Below are 18,228 nucleotides of genomic sequence, written 5' to 3' on the forward strand. Positions count from 1 at the left end.
GAGGATTGTGAGCACTGCCCAGGTTCAGACTGACCCATAAAATAGCTTGATGGGCCAGGCACTTAATCACCTGAGGGTTCAATACAATTATGTACCATGTTGTCGCAGCCACAACCAACCCAGCGAAGATTCACGCCATTGCTCAGGCTTTCAGCGACGTTTTCGGCGAGGGATCCTGCCATATTGAAGGGGTCGAGGTCGATAGCGGCGTCGCAGCACAACCGTTAACCCATCTTGAAACGCGAACTGGCGCACGTCAGCGCGTAATGAATGCCCGGCAGGTCCGGCCTGAAGCGGCGTTCTGGGTCGCGATTGAGGCCGGCATCGAAGATGATAGCGCGTTTGCCTGGATGGTGGTGGAAAACCAGAAGCAGCGCGGCGAATCGCGCTCGGCCAGTTTCACCCTGCCGCCGGTGGTGCTGGCAGGTCTGCGTGAAGGCCGCGAGCTCGGCGAAGAGATGGCGCGGTTAACCGGCATCGAAAATATCAAACATCAGGGAGGCGCTATCGGGGCGTTCACGAACGGCCTGCTCAGCCGCTCCAGTGTCTATCATCAGGCCCTGATTCTGGCGCTCTGCCCGTTCATCCATCCGCTCTATCAGCAGTAATCAGGCGCGTCCCAGACGCGCTTCCAGCCAGCGTTTCAGCTCTGGCGGCGCCTCTTTCAGGCTATTAGACCCGCGGGTAATGGTTGCGATGCCGACGCCGAGCTCATTTTTCAGCTCGCGCTGGCTCATTTCGCCGTTCATTAACTCTTCGATAATCCGCAGTCGGGTGCCGAACGCTTCCCGCTCATCAGGCGTCATCATCAGTTGCATCAGTGGCAGCGCATGGCCATCAGCAAAGGCCTGCTGCATCAGAACGACAAAGCGTTGCCAGCTATCTTCTGCCGGATGCGCATCGGTAGAGGGGGAATCAGAATGGGTCATGAAGAGGCTTCCGTACTCGCTAAAGAGTACGGAAGCTTAGCACAGCTAGTAACGGCGATTCCACTCAGCATCTGACAGGAGCTTGTCAGGCTTGCCCATGAAATGACGATAGTAGGCGTCATACGCCAGCACATTCTTCACGTAGCCACGTGTTTCAGAGAACGGGATAGTCTCGATAAACGCGACGGCGTCGAGATTGCCTGCACTGGTTTTCTGCCAGCTTCGCACCCGGCCCGGCCCGGCATTGTAGGCCGCAGAGGCGAAAATCCGGTTCTGGTTAAACTGCTGATAGACATACTCCAGATACTGGGTGCCAATCTGAATATTGGTTTCCGGATCGAGCAGCTGGCTGGTGTTGCTGTAGCCAGGGATGTTGTACATCTTCACGGTATGCGCCGCGGTGGCAGGCATAATCTGCATCAGACCACTGGCCCCGACCGGCGAACGCGCTTTCGGGTTCCATGCGCTTTCCTGACGCGAAATCGCCATCGCATAACTCGGCGGGATCTGCTTCACCGCGGTGTTGCGCTCATAGACGCTCTGCCACGCCAGCGGGAAACGCTCTTTCAGACTGTCCCACATTTTGGCGGTGATAGTCGCCTGCACGCTGAGATCCCACCAGTCCTGCTCATTGGCGTAGCGCGCCAGCATCTGCTGCTGCGTATGCGTGCGGCTGCTGATCAGATTGCTCCACTCACTGCGTGCCAGGTTATCCAGCCCCCAGTACATCAGCTCGCGGACGCGGGCCAGCTCCGGTCCCTGCACCGTGGCACTGTCAGGCTTCGGCGCTTCATCCACCTGCAACGGGTAGTCAACGCCCAGGCGTTGGGCCGCCACCATCGGATAGAAGCCACGCGCCTGCAGCAGTTTGCGCAGGATCTCTTCTGCTTCCTCTTTGCGATCTTTCTCAAACAGCAGGTCAGCCTGCCAGTACTGCCACTCATCTTTCTCTTTCGCTTCCAGCGGCAGACGGGCGATCCAGGTGTTCAGGCCACGTCGGTCATGCTGAGAGAGTGCCAGTCGTACCCGGCGTTCCACCAGCGCGGTAGACTCACTGTTCATGACTACCGCATCCCGCCAGCGCGCCTGCTCAGACGTGAGATCGCTACCCATCATGCGCCAGACCACAATCTCTTTCAGCGCCTGCTCATCTTCCGGCCCCATCTTCTGCGCCCGGACCAGAATCGGAATCAGGCTGCGGGCATTTTCAATATCCTGCCGTGCCACGCGCGTAAAGGCGTAAATCGTGGCCTGCCGGGTGAAGTCAGTTGGCCCAACGGCGCTGGCAAACGTGCTGACCGTCAGGGGATCCTGCTGCAGGGCCTGCACCGCATCAGACATGGTCTGATAATCGGCGGGCAGCGTTTTCGCCAGATAGCTCACCAGGCTGTCATTACCTGCCTTCATCGCCAGCCGGATACGTTCCAGGATCGTAATCGGCGAAATCTGGCCGGAAGCCTGCCATACCGAGAAGAGTTTATCGCAGTCTGTGGGCAGCGCCGTGCCACGCAGCCAGATCTGCTTCGCGCCGTCAAACGCGGCCTGCTGCTGACCGGTGGCCCATTTGGCGTAATACCAGTTGCAGCGCGCCTGCACCGGCTTAGGTTCGGTCGGGCTGAAGTTCAGCACACCCTGCCAGTCCTGTCGGAAGGCCAGCACATTGATAAAGCGGGTGCTGAGCGATCGCGCAGGTGGCAACGTCGGATACTGGCGAATAAAGTTCTGCACTGCCAGGGTGGTCTCCTGATCGAGATCCTGTGCCAGCAGGCGATATTGCAGATATGGATAGAGCGGATAATCCTGTAGCGTGGGCAATAGCTGAGCCACAGTGGCCATCTGATTACTGTCCCATGCCTGTTTAATTTGTTGATAACGTTGCCGTTGTTGATCAAGCGAATCGGCCCATGCGCTGCTGGCCGTACCGACCAGGCAGATCCCTATCATCCAGTTACGCCACTTCACCACGTAAATCTCCTCTGTTGCTGGGCGCCGGCGAGTTGCCAGACTGTCTTCATGCTAACCAGGGCATCGGACTCTTGCCATGTTCTTCACAAAATTTACGCACAAGGAGAGTGAACGCACCGTCATTGCTCAGCGTGCGCGCCGTGATTGTGCAAATTATCATCAGAAAATCTTATCACTGAACACATTAAACTGTTGAATCATTGCGTTAAAAAAGTGGCACAGCCTTTGCTCTGTTGAATCCCATCTTGTATACCAGATGGAATCCTTTGTATGACTTCAACCATCGGCCTGACGCTTCACGCCTGGGAGCAGCGCTATCAGCAGGCTCCGCAACAGATTACCTCGCTGCTGAGCGGGCACCTGGCGGCTCTCGATCCGCAGGATAATGCCTGGATATATCTGGCGACACCCGAACAGTTAGCAGCACAGATTGAACCGCTACTGGCGCACTTTCAGCGCGACCCCGGCTCACTGCCGCTGTTTGGTGTCCCTTTCGCCGTCAAAGACAACATCGATGTGGCGGGCTGGCCGACCAGCGCCGCCTGTCCCGCCTTTACCTATACTGCCAGCGAAGATGCGGTAGCCGTCGCCAGGCTGAAAGCCGCTGGCGCGGTGGTGATAGGCAAAACCAACCTCGATCAGTTCGCCACCGGTCTGGTGGGCACCCGCTCACCTTACGGTGCAGTCAGCAACACGTTTGATGCCGATTACGTCAGTGGCGGCTCCAGCTCAGGCTCGGCGTCGGTGCTGGCGCGCGGGCTGGTCGCCTTTTCACTGGGCACCGATACCGCCGGATCGGGCCGCGTTCCGGCGGGCTTTAACAATATTGTTGGACTGAAGCCGACCAAGGGCTGGTTCTCTGCGCGCGGCGTGGTGCCCGCCTGTCGCCTCAACGACACCCTTTCCGTGTTCGCGCTGACAGCAGAAGATGCCTTTAGCGTTGCCAGTGTCATAGGAGGCTATGATGCCGGTGACGCCTATTCACGCGTGAATCCGCGCACCGCCCCGGCCAGCCTGCCCGCTCATCCCCATTTTGCTATCCCGACGAATCCGGAGTTTTTTGATGATGCCGCCGCTGAAGCCGCCTGGGATCGGGCGCTGGAGGCGTTGCAGGCAGGCGGCGTGACGCTGCACCCCATCGACTTCACCCCGTTCCGGAAGCTGGCTGAACAGCTCTATTTCGGTGCCTGGGTCGCCGAACGCACGGCGGCGGTGGGCGGGATGCTTGATCGTCCGATGGAGATGGACCCGGTAGTCCACGAAATCATCGCCAGCGGCCTGAAATTTAGCGCGGTCGATGCCTGGAAGGCGGAGTATCTGCGGGCCGAACTGACGCGTCAGATTCAGCAGACGCTGGCACAGTTTGATGCGCTGGTGGTGCCGACCTCGCCCACCATTCATACCCTGGAGGAGATGAAACAGGAGCCGATTCACTACAACTCGCAGTTTGGCACCTATACCAACTTCACTAATCTTGCCGACCTCGCTGCACTGGCGCTGCCCGCGCCGTTCCGCAACGACGATCTCCCGGCAGGCATCACGCTGATTGCGCCTGCCTGGCACGATCGGGCGCTGGCTGAATTTGGCCTTCGCTGGCAGCAGCAGCTTGCCCTGCCGCTGGGCGCAACCGGCCAGCCCTGCCCTGCCCGGCGCACCACGCTGCCTGCCTCACCCGACCACGTCCGGCTGGCGGTGGTTGGCGCGCATCTTACCGGCATGCCGCTTAATTTCCAGCTCACCGAACGCAAGGCGGTCTGGGTGGAAGAGACACAGACCGCGCCGCACTACCGCCTGTTCGCCCTGCTGGAGGGCGCGATCAAAAAGCCTGGCCTGATGCGTGACGAACAGGGCGCCGCGATTACCGTGGAACTGTGGGATATCCCGGTGGCGCGCTTTGGCGAGTTTGTCGCGGAGATTCCCGCACCGCTGGGTATAGGCAGTCTGACGCTGGCCGATGGCCGGGTGGTGAAAGGTTTTATCTGCGAAGGTGCGGCGCTGAACAACGCGTTGGAGATTACTGAGACCGGCGGCTGGCGCAACTGGCTGAAAACACAGGGGAGTCACTGATCATGTTCACCACCGTACTGATTGCCAACCGCGGCGAAATTGCCTGTCGCGCCATACGAACCCTGAAGCGTTTGGGCGTCAAAAGTGTCGCGGTCTATTCAGATGCTGACCGCAACGCGCAGCACGTTAAGCAGGCGGATATCGCCATCGCGCTGGGCGGTAACAAAGCCAGTGACAGCTATCTGCGCATCGACAAAATTCTGGCGGCGGCTCAGCAGAGCGGCGCCCAGGCTATCTGGCCAGGCTACGGTTTCCTTTCAGAAAGCCAGCCGTTTGCCGAAGCCTGTGAAGCGGCGGGTATCGCCTTTGTCGGCCCGACCGCGCAGCAGATTGGTGAGTTCGGCCTTAAGCACCGCGCCCGTGACCTGGCAGCCAGTGCGGGTGTTCCGATGACGCCAGGCACACCGCTGCTCGCGTCGCTGGAAGAGGCGATGCAGGCGGCGGATGAAATTGGCTACCCGGTGATGCTAAAAAGCACCGCGGGCGGTGGCGGCATTGGCCTGACGCGCTGCGCCAACGCCGACGCGCTGGCCAGCGCCTGGGAAAGCGTACGCCGTCTTGGCGAGCAGTTCTTCAGTGATGCCGGCGTGTTTCTGGAGCGCTGTATCGATCGCGCCCGCCATCTTGAAGTGCAGATTTTTGGCGACGGTAACGGCACCGTGGTGGCGCTGGGCGAACGCGACTGCTCCCTGCAGCGCCGCAATCAAAAGGTGGTGGAAGAGACGCCTGCGCCCGGCCTTTCACAGGCGACGCGTGATGCCCTGCTCGCCTCGGCGGTACGGCTCGGCGAACGGGTGAACTACCGCAGCGCAGGCACCGTGGAGTATATCTATGACGTCAGCCAGCAAGCCTTTTACTTTCTTGAAGTGAACACCCGCCTGCAGGTAGAGCATCCGGTTACCGAATGCGTCACCGGACTCGATCTGGTGGCGTGCATGTTGCAGGTCGCGGCGGGCGATGCCGTTGACTGGTCTCGTCTGCAGCAGGCTCCGCAGGGTGCAGCCATTGAAGTGCGCCTCTACGCGGAAGATCCCCTGAAGAACTTTCAGCCCAGCCCCGGTCTGTTAACCGGCGTCACTTTTCCTGATGGCGTGCGGGTCGACAGCGGCATTGAGACCGGCAGCGAGGTTTCCAGCTTCTACGACCCGATGATCGCCAAGCTGATTGTGCATGCCGACACTCGCATTGCTGCGCTGGATAAACTTCACCATGCGCTGGATGCCACTCAACTGCATGGCATCGCCACCAACCTCGATTATCTGCGCCAGATTACCGCCAGCGACGCATTTCGCAGCGGCAACGTCTGGACGCGCTACCTCGACAGCGTTGTGCCTGCCGCATCGGTAGTGGAAGTGCTGCAACCCGGCACCTTCAGTTCGGTTCAGGACTATCCTGGCCGCCTCGGCTACTGGGATATCGGCGTGCCGCCCTCCGGTCCGATGGATGATTTCGCTTTCCGGCTGGCTAACCGCATCGTCGGTAACCATGACGCGGCGGCGGGTCTGGAGTTTACCCTGCAGGGACCCACACTGCGGTTTCACTGTGATGCCATTCTGGCGCTGACCGGTGCAGACTGCGACGCCACGCTTGATGGTGAACCGGTCAGCACCTGGCAGCCGCTGGCGGTAAAAGCGGGACAGACCCTGACGCTGGGACGCGCCCGGCAGGGCTGCCGCAGCTATCTGGCGGTGCGCAACGGCTTGGACGTGCCAGAGTACCTGGGCAGCCGCAGTACCTTTTCACTGGGCCAGTTCGGCGGTCACGCCGGGCGCACCCTGCGGGTTGCCGACATGCTGGCCATCTCACAGCCTGAACGGGCAGCCTGCACCACGCCTGCCCCGGTCAGCGACCCGCAGCCGCTCGATGCGGCGCTGATTCCGCACTACGGCAGCGAATGGCGCATCGGCGTGCTCTACGGCCCGCACGGCGCACCGGACTTCTTCACCCAGGCCGCCATAGACGAGTTCTTTGCCAGTGACTGGCAGGTACACTACAACTCCAACCGCCTCGGCGTGCGGCTGGTCGGCCCAAAACCGACCTGGACCCGCGCCAACGGCGGCGAAGCGGGCCTGCATCCCTCCAACGTTCACGACTGTGAATATGCCATCGGCGCGGTCAATTTTACCGGCGACTTTCCGGTGATCCTGACACACGACGGCCCGAGCCTCGGCGGCTTTGTCTGTCCGGTGACCATCGCCAAAGCCGAGCTGTGGAAAGTAGGCCAGGTCAAACCTGGCGACACCATCCGCTTCCACCCCATCACCGCAGACGATGCGCTGGCGCGGGAAAAAGCGCAGATGCGGCTGATTGAAACATTGCGGCCGGAACATCCGACCCTATTTGCCGTGCCATCACTGGCCGAAACCGCCCACGGCTCTGCGACCATTCTGGCTGCACTGGAGGCCACCGGCAGCACGCCGAAAGTGGTCTATCGCCAGGCGGGCGACAAATATGTGCTGATTGAGTATGGCGACAACGTGCTTGATCTGGCGTTACGTCTGCGTGTCCATCTGCTGATGAATGCGCTGACGGCGCAGGCGGAGCCTGGTGTAGAGGAGCTGTCGCCTGGCGTGCGTTCGCTGCAGGTGCGCTACGACAGCCGCATCATTAACCAGTCCGCCCTGATGTCGCTGCTGCTGGCGCTGGAAGCGACCCTGGGCGAGGTCAGCACGCTGAAAGTGCCGTCGCGGGTGGTGTGGATGCCGATGGCATTTGAAGACAGCGCCACGCTGGGTGCCGTCAGCCGCTATCAGGAAACGGTGCGCGCCCGCGCCCCCTGGCTGCCAAACAACGTTGACTTTATCCAGCGCATTAATGGCTTAAGCAGTCGCGAACAGGTACGCGACACCCTGTTCGACGCCAGCTATCTGGTGCTGGGGCTGGGCGACGTCTACCTCGGCGCACCCTGTGCTGTGCCGATCGATCCGCGCCATCGCCTGCTTAGCTCCAAATACAGTCCGGCGCGCACCTTTACCGCAGAAGGCACCGTCGGTATTGGCGGCATGTACATGTGCATCTACGGCATGGATTCGCCTGGCGGCTATCAGCTGGTGGGCCGCACGCTGCCTATCTGGAACACCTTCCTGAAAAACCCGCAGTTCGTAGCCGATGCGCCATGGCTGCTGCGCTTCTTCGATCAGGTGCGCTTCTATCCGGTGAGTGAAACCGAACTGAACCAGCTGCGCGAAGATTTCCGTGAGGGCCGCGCCAGCCTGCGTATTGAAGAGACGCTGTTTGATTTTGCCGCCCATCAGCAGTTCCTCGCCGACCACGCCGCTGAGATCGCAGCGTTCCGCCAGCGCCAGACTGCCGCCTTTGAACAGGAAGTGCAGCTATGGGCGCAGGAAGAGCAGAACGCGCTGCCGATGGATGACGCGATCGCCAGCGCCAGCGCCAGCGCCAGTGAAGAGGATAAGACGGGGCTGGCGGTGCAGGCTGACCTCAATGGCAACATCTGGAAAGTGCTGGTACAGCCGGGCGACGAGGTCAGCGCCGGGCAGACGCTGATTATCGTTGAGGCGATGAAGATGGAGCTGGCGATTGTCGCCCCGCAGGCGGGTCGGGTAACGCAGATTGCCTGCCAGGCGGGCCGTCCGGTCAGCCCTGGCGATAACCTGCTGTGGCTGGAATAAGGAGCGGCAATGACAACCCAACCTCAATCCCCTAAAGCGCGCCCGGAAGCGCTGGCTGAACGGGTCTATCAGGCGCTGAAGGACGATATTTTTGCCTTTCGCCTGATGCCGGGCGATCGCTTCAGCGAAAGCGAAATCGCCGGACGGATGGCGGTCAGCCGCACGCCAGTGCGCCAGGCACTGTTCCGGCTGGAGCGCGAAGGCTTTGTCGACGTGTGGTTTCGCAGCGGCTGGCAGATTAAGAACTTCGATTTCGCCTGGTTCGAGTCGCTATATGACCTGCGTACCGTGCTGGAGTGCGAGGCGGTAAAACGTCTCTGCGCCCTGCCCGCGCCGCAGTGTGCCGCGCTGTTAAACGAACTGTACCAATTCTGGTGTCAGGCGGAGGCGCTCACCGAAGGGCTGGTAGTGTCGCAGCATGACGAAGCGTTTCACATGACGCTGGTCGCAGCAGCGGGCAACCCGGAGATGGCACGCATCCACGCCGAACTCACGGAAAAGATCCGCATTATTCGCAGGCTGGATTTCACCCGCGACGACCGCATCTGTGCCACCTATCAGGAACATGCTCAGATTTTACAGGCAATTTTTCAGCAGCAGACCGCCGAGGCGCAACGCATTCTGACCGATCACATCGCCATCAGTAAGGCGGAGGTCAGGAAGATCACCCTGCACCGCCTCCAGCAGGCCCGGCTCCAGCTCACCGAATAACACAACAACCATTCAGGGGTTTCAGATGATGAAAAGACGTTCGTTGCTCAAGGCTTTCGCCCTCTCCGCTACCGTTGTCAGTATGGGATTCGCCTGGAATGCGCAGGCAGCTGACACCATCAAAGTGGGGATCATGCATTCACTCTCCGGCACCATGGCGATTTCTGAAACGCCGTTGAAAGATGTAGCGCTGATGACCATTGATGAGATCAACGCCAAAGGGGGCGTGCTGGGGAAAAAGCTGGAGCCGGTGGTGGTCGATCCCGCCTCTAACTGGCCGCTGTTTGCCGAGAAAGCCCGTCAGCTGCTGACCCAGGACAAAGCGGCGGTGGTGTTTGGCTGCTGGACCTCGGTGTCGCGCAAATCGGTATTGCCGGTGTTTGAAGAGCTGAACGGCCTGCTGTTCTATCCGGTGCAGTATGAAGGGGAAGAGATGTCACCTAACGTCTTCTACACCGGCGCTGCACCTAACCAGCAGGCAATTCCGGCGGTGGAGTACCTGATGAGCGAAGATGGCGGCAGCGCAAAACGTTTCTTCCTGCTGGGCACCGACTATGTCTATCCGCGTACCACCAATAAGATCCTGCGCGCCTTCCTGCACAGCAAAGGCGTGGCGGATAAAGATATCGAAGAGGTTTACACGCCGTTTGGCTACAGCGACTACCAGACCATTGTGTCGAACATTAAAAAGTTTGCAGCAGGCGGCAAAACGGCGGTGATCTCGACCATCAACGGCGACTCCAACGTACCGTTCTACAAAGAGCTGGCTAACCAGGGCATCAAAGCCACTGACATTCCGGTCGTCGCCTTCTCGGTAGGCGAAGAGGAGCTGCGCGGCATCGACACTAAACCGCTGGTGGGTCAGTTAGCGGCCTGGAACTATTTCGAGTCGATCGAGAATCCGACTAACGCGAAATTTGTCGCCGATTACCGCGCTTACGCCAAAGCACACAACCTGCCGAACGCCAGTACCGTCGTCACCAACGACCCGATGGAAGCGACGTATGTTGGCATTCATATGTGGGCGCAGGCAGTAGAAAAAGCGGGCACCACCGACGTGGACAAAGTACGGGCGGCGATGGCCGGTCAGACCTTTAACGCGCCGGATGGCTTTACCCTGACCATGGATCAGACCAACCATCATCTGCATAAGCCGGTCATGATTGGTGAAGTGGAAGAGAACGGCCAGTTCAGCGTGGTGTGGCAGACCGATAAGCCGGTGCGCGCGCAGCCGTGGAGCCCGTACATTGCCGGAAACGACAAAAAACCCGACCACCCGGTGAAGACCGCGCAGTAATCGCGCATTGCTGATGGATCTGCAGCATCACACGCTGTGAAGCGGCAGCACGGTAGTTTGTCTTCAGGCTGCCGTGCTGCCTTCCCCTGATGAGGCTCTCTTTATGAATCTATGCCGCTGCATTTTCAGCCTGCTCCTGCTGATGCCGCTGTTTGCCAGTGCCGGACCGGCGGCTGACTTTGCCGCCGCCAGCCGCAGCCAACAGGCTACGCTGCTGCAACAGTGGGCCGCCGCACCGGACAGCCATCGCCTGACGCTGCTGGAAGCGCTGAATGCCGAAACGGTAGTCATCGACCAGAACAAACAACCGTTCAGTCAACAGGGTTCAACGCTGCAGCCGCTGGATGCGGTGGCGCAGCCCACGGGCAACCTGAAAAAACTGTTTATGAACAATCGTCTGCGCGTACTGGTTAACAACGCGCTTGCCGCCCATCAGCTGCTCAGTAACGATGCGGCCCTGCGTCTGCGCGCAGCGCAGCAGTTACAAAATGAGGGCGTCGCCAACCAGTTGCCGCTGCTGGAGCAGCGCCTGGCCGCCGAGCAGGATAGCCGGGTGCATGCCGCATTAGGACTGGCGCTGGCGAATCTGCAACTGGCAGATGGCGAACCGATGGTGCGCCTTCGGGCGGTGAAACTGCTGGGTGAGTCCAGCGATCCCAATACTCAGGCCAGCCTGCAACGCCTGACCCAGCCTGCGAATGAGCCGGACGCCACGGTGCGGACGGCAGCGGCGGAGAGCCTGCAACAGATTCAGAAACGGCTGATGTGGGGCGATCTGCTGGGGCAGGCCTTTAGCGGCCTGTCGCTGGGCTCCATTCTGCTGCTCGCCGCGCTGGGCCTGGCGATCACCTATGGCCTGCTCGGGGTGATTAACATGGCACACGGTGAAATGCTGATGCTCGGCGCTTACGCCACCTGGTGGGTACAGAGCCTGTTTCAGCAGTTTGCTCCGCACTATTTAGACTGGTATCCGCTGCTGGCGCTGCCAGCCGCTTTTCTGATCACCGCCGCCATCGGGATGGCGCTGGAACGCTCAGTGATCCGCCATCTCTATGGTCGTCCGCTGGAGACGCTGCTCGCGACCTGGGGGATTAGCCTGATGCTGATCCAGCTGGTGCGGGTGCTGTTCGGCGCACAAAACCTGGAGGTGGCGAATCCGTCGTGGCTTTCGGGTGGTTTACCGTTGCTGCCCAATCTGGTGCTGCCGTGGAACCGCATTGCGGTGATCCTGTTTGTGGTGTTCGTGCTCGTGCTTACCTGGCTGCTGCTGAACCGGACCCGCCTTGGCATGAACGTGCGCGCCGTGACCCAGAACCGCGCCATGGCGGAGTGCTGTGGGGTGCCGACCGGCCGCGTCGATATGCTGGCATTTGGGCTCGGCTCAGGCATTGCCGGGCTGGGCGGCGTGGCGCTGTCGCAACTGGGCAACGTCGGACCGGAGCTGGGTCAGGGTTACATCATTGATTCGTTTCTGGTGGTGGTGCTGGGTGGTGTCGGCCAGCTGGCGGGCACCGTGGTTGCCGCATTCAGCCTGGGTATTCTGAACAAAGTGCTGGAGCCGCAGATTGGTGCCGTGCTGGGTAAGATCCTGATTCTGGTAATTATCGTGCTGTTTATTCAGAAACGTCCGCAGGGACTGTTTGCAGTTAAAGGAAGGGTGACTGACTGATGACGCAACCCATCACGCTTCGCGTGGCGCGCACCGCACCGCGCCTGACAATCAGCATCGGCCTGGCGATTGCTTTGGCGTTACTGGTGATGCCGTTTCTGGCGCTGTTGCCCGCCACGCATCCGCTGGCGATCTCTACCTATACTCTGACGCTGGTCGGTAAAATCCTCTGCTACGCGGTGGTCGCGGTGGCGCTGGATCTGGTGTGGGGTTACGCCGGATTGTTATCGCTGGGCCACGGCCTGTTTTTTGCCCTCGGCGGTTATGCCATGGGCATGTATCTGATGCGCCAGGCCGCAGGCGAGGGCTTACCCGCTTTTATGTCTTTTCTCTCCTGGCGTGAACTGCCCTGGTTCTGGACCGGCACCGACTCTTTCGCCTGGGCGCTCTGTCTGAGCATGCTCGTGCCGGGCCTGCTGGCGCTGCTGTTTGGCTTCTTCGCCTTTCGCTCAAAGATCAAAGGCGTCTACTTTTCCATCATGACCCAGGCGCTGACCTACGCCGGTATGCTGCTGTTTTTCCGTAACGAAACCGGTTTTGGTGGCAACAACGGCTTTACCGGCTTTACCACCCTGCTGGGCTTTTCGGTAACGGCAACCGGCACCCGTATCGGGCTGTTTATCGCCACGGTGCTGCTGCTCTTGCTGAGCCTGGCGACGGGCTTCGCCCTGGCGCGCAGCAAATTTGGCCGGGTGCTGACCGCCGTGCGGGATGCAGAGAACCGCCTGATGTTCTGTGGTTACGACCCGCGCGGCTTCAAGCTGTTTGTCTGGACGCTCTCCGCCGTACTGTGCGGTCTGGCCGGGGCGCTCTATGTGCCGCAGGTCGGCATTATCAACCCGGGTGAGATGTCACCCGCTAACTCGATTGAAGCAGCAATCTGGGTGGCATTGGGCGGACGCGGCACACTGATTGGCCCGCTGCTGGGCGCGGCGATTGTTAACGGCGCGCGCAGCTTTTTTACCGTCGCCTTCCCCGAATACTGGCTCTTTTTCCTGGGACTGATGTTCATCCTGGTGACGCTGTTTCTGCCGCATGGCGTGATTGGCCTGCTGCGCCGGAGGAAAAAATGAGTGCTGACCTTTTTACCCAACCCCAGCAGGCAGATCGCCATCGGGTGCAGCGCGATCCGGTGCTGCAGCTGGAGCAGATCAGCGTGTCGTTTGAGGGCTTCCGGGCGCTGACCGATCTTTCGCTGCAGATTGGTGTCGGTGAGCTGCGCTGCGTGATCGGTCCCAACGGTGCGGGCAAAACCACGTTGATGGATGTGATCACCGGCAAAACCCGCCCCGATTCCGGTCGGGTGATCTACGACCAGGACAGCGATCTGACCCGTCTCTCACCGGTGGAGATCGCCCGGGCCGGAATTGGCCGTAAGTTCCAGAAACCCACGGTGTTTGAGGCGTTAACCGTGTTTGAGAATCTTGAGATCGCGCTCAGGGCAGATAAATCGGTCTGGGCCAGCCTGCGCGCCCGCCTCAGCAGCGACCAGCGCGACCGCATTGATGAGGTGCTGACACTGCTGCGACTGGGCGGCGAACGCCAGCGCAGCGCGGGCCTGCTGTCGCACGGCCAGAAACAGTTTCTTGAGATCGGCATGCTGCTGGTGCAGGAGCCGCATCTGCTGCTGCTGGATGAACCGGCCGCGGGCATGACCGACGCAGAGACAGACTACACCGCCGAGCTGTTCCGCAGTCTGGCGGGCAAACATTCCCTGATGGTGGTGGAACATGACATGGGCTTTGTGGAGACCATCGCCGACCATGTCACGGTGCTGCATCAGGGGCAGGTACTGGCCGAAGGTTCGCTGCGCGAAGTTCAGGCCAATGAGCAGGTTATCGACGTTTATCTGGGGCGCTGACATGTTACAGGTTACTAAACTGAATCAATATTATGGCGGCAGCCACATTCTGCGTGGCCTGTCGTTTGAGGTAAAGATTGGCGAAATCACCTGTCTGCTGGGGCGCAATGGCGTGGGGAAAACCACGCTGCTGAAGTGCCTGATGGGGCTGATCCCGACGAAGTCAGGTGAGATTCACTGGCAGCAGCAGCGGATAAATGGCCGCAAGCCCCACCAGCGGGTGCAGTCCGGCATCGCCTATGTGCCACAGGGACGGGAAATCTTTCCGCGTCTGACGGTGGAAGAGAATTTGCTGATGGGCCTGTCACGCTTTCCGGCTGCGCAGGCACGTGACGTGCCGGAGGAGATCTACCAGCTCTTTCCGGTGCTGCTGGCGATGAAGTCGCGTCGGGGCGGCGATCTCTCTGGCGGTCAGCAGCAGCAACTGGCGATCGGCCGGGCGCTGGCCTGTCGGCCCCAGCTGTTGATCCTTGATGAACCGACAGAAGGGATCCAGCCCTCGGTGATCAAAGAGATCGGCGCGGTGATCCGCCAGCTGGCGCAGCGGGGAGACATGGCGATCCTGCTGGTGGAGCAGTTTTATGACTTTGCGGCGGCGCTGGCGGACAGCTATCTGGTGATGTCGCGTGGGGAAATCGTGCAGCGTGGCCGCGGCGACACCATGGAAGCAGAAGGTGTACGCGGACTGGTGGCCATTTAACCCCCGCTCAGAGCAAGCCGGTCTCGACAAAAAAGTCGCTCTGCGTAATCAGCGTGCTGGCCTGCTGCGCGGCAAGAAAGCCCTCTGGCCGTCAGGTGGCGGGCAGAATAGAGGTTGCCACCTGATGGTCGTGGTTATGCGGGTGGCCTGCGGACACGGCGCGGTCGAGAAGCCGGTCATCAGCGCATAGCCCTGTGGCGCATGCCACTCAAACTGCATCTCATCGCCCTACTGCGGAAGATCATCCGCGAAAAAGACGATTTCCGGGTCACAGAGCTTCGGCTGATCGAGATGCTGTAATGCCAGCGGATCCGTATAGCCGCGCCAGGCGGGTGTGGGTCCAGGTCATCAGATCGGTCATGTTTGAGCCGATTACCCCCATTATTACGATGGTTTCTGCCGGATATTTTTTAAACTTCAAATGTAATGAAAGTAACAATAACCATTTTAAAAGGTTAAGTATGAGACAAAGAATCCTGCGGCATCAGGAATCAGTGAGTAGTGGCATGAAAAGGGATTTACAGCGTGACTTTTATAACAAGATAACATCATGGATCGCGCCGGCTGAGAGACGTGACCGTCTGCTGTAATGGGCAGATATCACAGCGCGGCGGAGGTTTGCGGCTCTTAAAGATTGCGGGTAATATTGACCAGCCTGACGTATGAAACGCAACTCATTCAAATCTGTGAGGTTTGTCGCGATATGACGTCGATTAGGACGTCCCTTCTCCGCACTAAAGGATAAGTAACAGAGAGATGACCATGGAAACCCGACGCGACGAACGCATTCACAAGCTGACACAGGCGCTTAAACGCACCGACAAACTGCATCTGAAAGATGCGGCACAGTTGCTGGGTGTTTCAGAGATGACGGTTCGCCGCGATTTAACCGAACCGGGTTCCAGCGTGGTCCTGCTGGGCGGCTATATCGTCAGCGATCCGAAAAGCCATTCCAGCCACTATTTTGTCAGCGATCAGCTTGGACAGAATGCCACCAGAAAGCAGCGGCTGGCTCAGGCGGCCGCCAGCCTGATCAGCGAGAACGATACGGTTTTTTTTGACTGCGGCACCACCCTGCCCTACATCATTGATGCCATTCCCGTCACCCTGTCGTTTACCGCCATCTGCTGCGCCATGAATACCTTTCTGACTCTGAAAGAGAAACCGGCCTGTAACGTCATCCTCAGCGGCGGTGAATTTCATGCCGACAATGCCCTGTTTACGCCGATTGGTGTGCACACCATTCTTGACGATCTCTGTCCGACGCTGGCCTTTATCTCGGCAGCGGGCATCGACAAAGATCAGGGGGCGACCTGCTACAACACCAATGAGTTGATGATGAAACATCATGCCCTGCTGCGCGCCCGCCAGTCGGTGCTGGTGGCTGACAGCAGTAAATATGGCAAAGTGCTGCCTGCCCGCATTGCCGGGCTGCAGCGCTTTGATCTGCTGGTCAGTGACAGCGCGCCCGATCAGGCGTTGCAAAACTGGCTGGCACAGCAGGCGATACCGTTGCGCCTGCCCTGACGCCTGCCTCTGGCATCCTCTCCTGACGCTGCCAGCCAGACAGTTAACCCCTGAAGGGTCCGGCATTGACTCCGGCACGGTAATATTCGCCGCTCCCCGGCTGGGATTAAACGGTGAAAAAGGCTAAACTTCGACATCATTCCAACGACCATCAGACCCAGAGGCTCAAACCAACGTGGCTCAATTCGTCTATAGCATGCATCGCGTCGGCAAAGTGGTTCCGCCGAAGCGACATATCCTGAAAAACATCTCCCTTAGTTTCTTCCCTGGCGCAAAAATCGGCGTACTCGGTCTGAACGGCGCGGGTAAATCTACCCTGCTGCGCATCATGGCTGGCATCGATAAAGATATCGAAGGGGAAGCGCGTCCGCAGCCAGGCATCAAAATTGGCTACCTGCCGCAGGAGCCGCAGCTTAACCTTGAACACACCGTGCGTGAGTCAGTTGAAGAAGCGCTCTCAGAAGTGGTTGGCGCACTGAAACGCCTCGACGAAGTCTATGCGCTCTATGCCGAAGAGGGTGCAGACTTCGACAAACTGGCCGCTGAGCAGGGCCGTCTGGAAGAAATCATCCAGGCGCACGATGGTCACAATCTGAATACCCAACTGGAACGTGCTGCCGATGCGCTGCGCCTGCCAGACTGGGACGCGAAAATCGCGACCCTTTCCGGTGGTGAACGTCGCCGTGTCGCCCTCTGCCGCCTGCTGCTGGAAAAACCAGACATGCTGCTGCTGGATGAACCGACCAACCACCTTGACGCCGAATCTGTCGCCTGGCTGGAGCGCTTCCTGCATGACTTCGAAGGTACCGTGGTCGCAATTACGCATGACCGTTACTTCCTGGATAACGTTGCAGGCTGGATTCTGGAACTTGACCGCGGTGAAGGTATCCCGTGGGAAGGTAACTACTCTTCCTGGCTGGAGCAGAAAGATGCGCGTCTGGCGCAGGAAGCCTCTTCTGAAGCCGCTCGTCGTAAATCCATTGAGAAAGAGCTGGAGTGGGTTCGTCAGGGTGCGAAAGGCCGTCAGTCCAAGGGCAAAGCCCGTCTGGCACGCTTTGAAGAGCTGAACAACACCGACTACCAGAAGCGTAACGAAACCAACGAACTGTTCATTCCACCTGGTGCTCGTCTGGGTGACAAAGTGCTGGAAGTCAGCAATCTGCGTAAGTCCTACGGCGACCGGGTGCTGATTGACGATCTCTCGTTCTCCGTGCCAAAAGGCGCGATTGTCGGCATTATCGGTCCGAACGGCGCGGGTAAATCGACGCTGTTCCGCATGATGTCCGGTCAGGAACAGCCTGATTCCGGCAGTATCGTGCTGGGCGATACCGTTAAGCTGGCCTCAGTGGATCAGTTCCGCGACAGCATGGATAACGCCAAAACCGTGTGGGAAGAGGTCTCCGGTGGTCAGGACATCATGCGTATCGGTAATACCGAGATGCCAAGCCGTGCCTATGTGGGCCGCTTTAACTTTAAAGGCGTCGACCAGGGCAAACGTGTTGGCGAACTCTCTGGTGGTGAGCGTGGTCGTCTGCACCTCGCGAAACTGCTGCAGGTTGGTGGCAACATGCTGCTACTCGATGAACCGACCAACGACCTGGACATTGAAACCCTGCGCGCGCTGGAAAACGCCCTGCTGGAGTTCCCGGGATGTGCCATGGTGATCTCGCATGACCGCTGGTTCCTGGACCGAATCGCCACGCACATTCTGGATTACCAGGATGAAGGCAACATCGAATTCTTCGAAGGTAACTTTACCGAATATGAAGAGTACAAGAAGCGTACCCTTGGCGCTGACGCGCTGGAGCCGAAGCGCATCAAGTACAAGCGTATGACGAAGTAATGGCAAGCTGATTCGTGTTAAAAAGGG

At 59.4% G+C, this 18,228-nt stretch carries 14 protein-coding genes; 12 read left to right on the top strand and 2 right to left on the bottom strand.

What is annotated here, in order from left to right; genetic code table 11:
* The first annotated feature begins 89 nt into the window (after window positions 1–89).
* A complete protein-coding gene (yjjX, locus tag WFO64_RS16765) occupies window positions 90–608 on the top strand; it encodes an inosine/xanthosine triphosphatase (protein ID WP_337013192.1) in 519 nt (172 codons plus the stop codon).
* Here the strand turns inward: yjjX and trpR are convergent, their stop codons facing one another.
* Together trpR and sltY are read right to left on the bottom strand one after the other, a co-directional pair.
* The gene (trpR, locus tag WFO64_RS16770) at window positions 609–929 is read right to left on the bottom strand and encodes a trp operon repressor (protein WP_086905154.1); all 321 of its coding nucleotides are present in this window, start codon (window positions 927–929) and stop codon (window positions 609–611) included.
* Between the two features lie 45 nt (window positions 930–974).
* The gene (gene sltY, locus WFO64_RS16775) at window positions 975–2,894 is read right to left on the bottom strand and encodes a murein transglycosylase (protein ID WP_337013193.1); all 1,920 of its coding nucleotides are present in this window, start codon (window positions 2,892–2,894) and stop codon (window positions 975–977) included.
* 270 nt (window positions 2,895–3,164) lie between these two features.
* Here sltY and atzF point away from each other — a divergent pair, with 270 nt between their 5' ends.
* The 11 genes from atzF to ettA all read left to right on the top strand — a co-directional run bounded on the left by atzF (window position 3,165) and on the right by ettA (window position 18,201).
* Complete coding sequence (gene atzF / locus WFO64_RS16780; protein ID WP_337013194.1) at window positions 3,165–4,961, top strand: allophanate hydrolase; 1,797 nt, start codon at window positions 3,165–3,167, stop codon at window positions 4,959–4,961.
* A 2-nt stretch (window positions 4,962–4,963) separates the two neighbouring features.
* Window positions 4,964–8,593 (top strand): urea carboxylase, encoded by a 3,630-nt coding sequence (gene uca, locus WFO64_RS16785; protein ID WP_337013195.1) that lies wholly within the window; start codon window positions 4,964–4,966, stop codon window positions 8,591–8,593.
* 9 nt (window positions 8,594–8,602) lie between these two features.
* Complete coding sequence (locus tag WFO64_RS16790; protein WP_337013196.1) at window positions 8,603–9,304, top strand: GntR family transcriptional regulator; 702 nt, start codon at window positions 8,603–8,605, stop codon at window positions 9,302–9,304.
* A gap of 28 nt (window positions 9,305–9,332) precedes the next feature.
* On the top strand, window positions 9,333–10,601 hold the full coding sequence (gene urtA / locus WFO64_RS16795) for an urea ABC transporter substrate-binding protein (protein ID WP_337013245.1): 1,269 nt from the start codon (window positions 9,333–9,335) through the stop codon (window positions 10,599–10,601).
* A 103-nt stretch (window positions 10,602–10,704) separates the two neighbouring features.
* The gene (gene urtB / locus WFO64_RS16800; RefSeq protein ID WP_337013197.1) at window positions 10,705–12,270 is read left to right on the top strand and encodes an urea ABC transporter permease subunit UrtB; all 1,566 of its coding nucleotides are present in this window, start codon (window positions 10,705–10,707) and stop codon (window positions 12,268–12,270) included.
* The gene (gene urtC / locus WFO64_RS16805; RefSeq protein ID WP_337013198.1) at window positions 12,270–13,343 is read left to right on the top strand and encodes an urea ABC transporter permease subunit UrtC; all 1,074 of its coding nucleotides are present in this window, start codon (window positions 12,270–12,272) and stop codon (window positions 13,341–13,343) included. Before urtB ends, urtC begins: the two co-directional genes overlap by 1 nt.
* Window positions 13,340–14,131 (top strand): urea ABC transporter ATP-binding protein UrtD, encoded by a 792-nt coding sequence (gene urtD / locus WFO64_RS16810; RefSeq protein ID WP_337013199.1) that lies wholly within the window; start codon window positions 13,340–13,342, stop codon window positions 14,129–14,131. Before urtC ends, urtD begins: the two co-directional genes overlap by 4 nt.
* A 1-nt stretch (window position 14,132) precedes the next feature.
* The gene (urtE, locus tag WFO64_RS16815) at window positions 14,133–14,831 is read left to right on the top strand and encodes an urea ABC transporter ATP-binding subunit UrtE (RefSeq protein ID WP_337013200.1); all 699 of its coding nucleotides are present in this window, start codon (window positions 14,133–14,135) and stop codon (window positions 14,829–14,831) included.
* Window positions 14,806–15,021 carry a hypothetical protein gene (locus tag WFO64_RS16820; protein WP_337013201.1) on the top strand — a complete coding sequence of 72 codons (216 nt, stop codon included), beginning with the start codon at window positions 14,806–14,808 and terminating at the stop codon, window positions 15,019–15,021. The genes urtE and WFO64_RS16820 overlap by 26 nt, the downstream gene beginning before the upstream one ends.
* Window positions 15,022–15,593: 572 nt before the next feature.
* Window positions 15,594–16,358: a DNA-binding transcriptional repressor DeoR gene (gene deoR / locus WFO64_RS16825; protein WP_337013202.1), complete on the top strand. Its 765-nt coding sequence runs from the start codon at window positions 15,594–15,596 to the stop codon at window positions 16,356–16,358.
* A 175-nt stretch (window positions 16,359–16,533) separates the two neighbouring features.
* Window positions 16,534–18,201, top strand: coding sequence for an energy-dependent translational throttle protein EttA (gene ettA / locus WFO64_RS16830; protein WP_337013203.1), 1,668 nt, complete (start codon window positions 16,534–16,536; stop codon window positions 18,199–18,201).
* Window positions 18,202–18,228 lie beyond the last annotated feature (27 nt).

Source organism: Pantoea sp. AS142 (assembly GCF_037152305.1).
In the GTDB taxonomy this organism is placed as follows: domain Bacteria; phylum Pseudomonadota; class Gammaproteobacteria; order Enterobacterales; family Enterobacteriaceae; genus Pantoea.

Coding starts and splice junctions, on each gene's coding strand:
- yjjX (WP_337013192.1), top strand. CDS start 90: ATGTACCATGTTGTCGCAGCCACAACCAACCCAGCGAAGATTCACGCC.
- trpR (WP_086905154.1), bottom strand. CDS start 929: ATGACCCATTCTGATTCCCCCTCTACCGATGCGCATCCGGCAGAAGAT.
- atzF (WP_337013194.1), top strand. CDS start 3,165: ATGACTTCAACCATCGGCCTGACGCTTCACGCCTGGGAGCAGCGCTAT.
- uca (WP_337013195.1), top strand. CDS start 4,964: ATGTTCACCACCGTACTGATTGCCAACCGCGGCGAAATTGCCTGTCGC.
- WFO64_RS16790 (WP_337013196.1), top strand. CDS start 8,603: ATGACAACCCAACCTCAATCCCCTAAAGCGCGCCCGGAAGCGCTGGCT.
- urtA (WP_337013245.1), top strand. CDS start 9,333: ATGAAAAGACGTTCGTTGCTCAAGGCTTTCGCCCTCTCCGCTACCGTT.
- urtB (WP_337013197.1), top strand. CDS start 10,705: ATGAATCTATGCCGCTGCATTTTCAGCCTGCTCCTGCTGATGCCGCTG.
- urtC (WP_337013198.1), top strand. CDS start 12,270: ATGACGCAACCCATCACGCTTCGCGTGGCGCGCACCGCACCGCGCCTG.
- urtD (WP_337013199.1), top strand. CDS start 13,340: ATGAGTGCTGACCTTTTTACCCAACCCCAGCAGGCAGATCGCCATCGG.
- urtE (WP_337013200.1), top strand. CDS start 14,133: ATGTTACAGGTTACTAAACTGAATCAATATTATGGCGGCAGCCACATT.
- deoR (WP_337013202.1), top strand. CDS start 15,594: ATGGAAACCCGACGCGACGAACGCATTCACAAGCTGACACAGGCGCTT.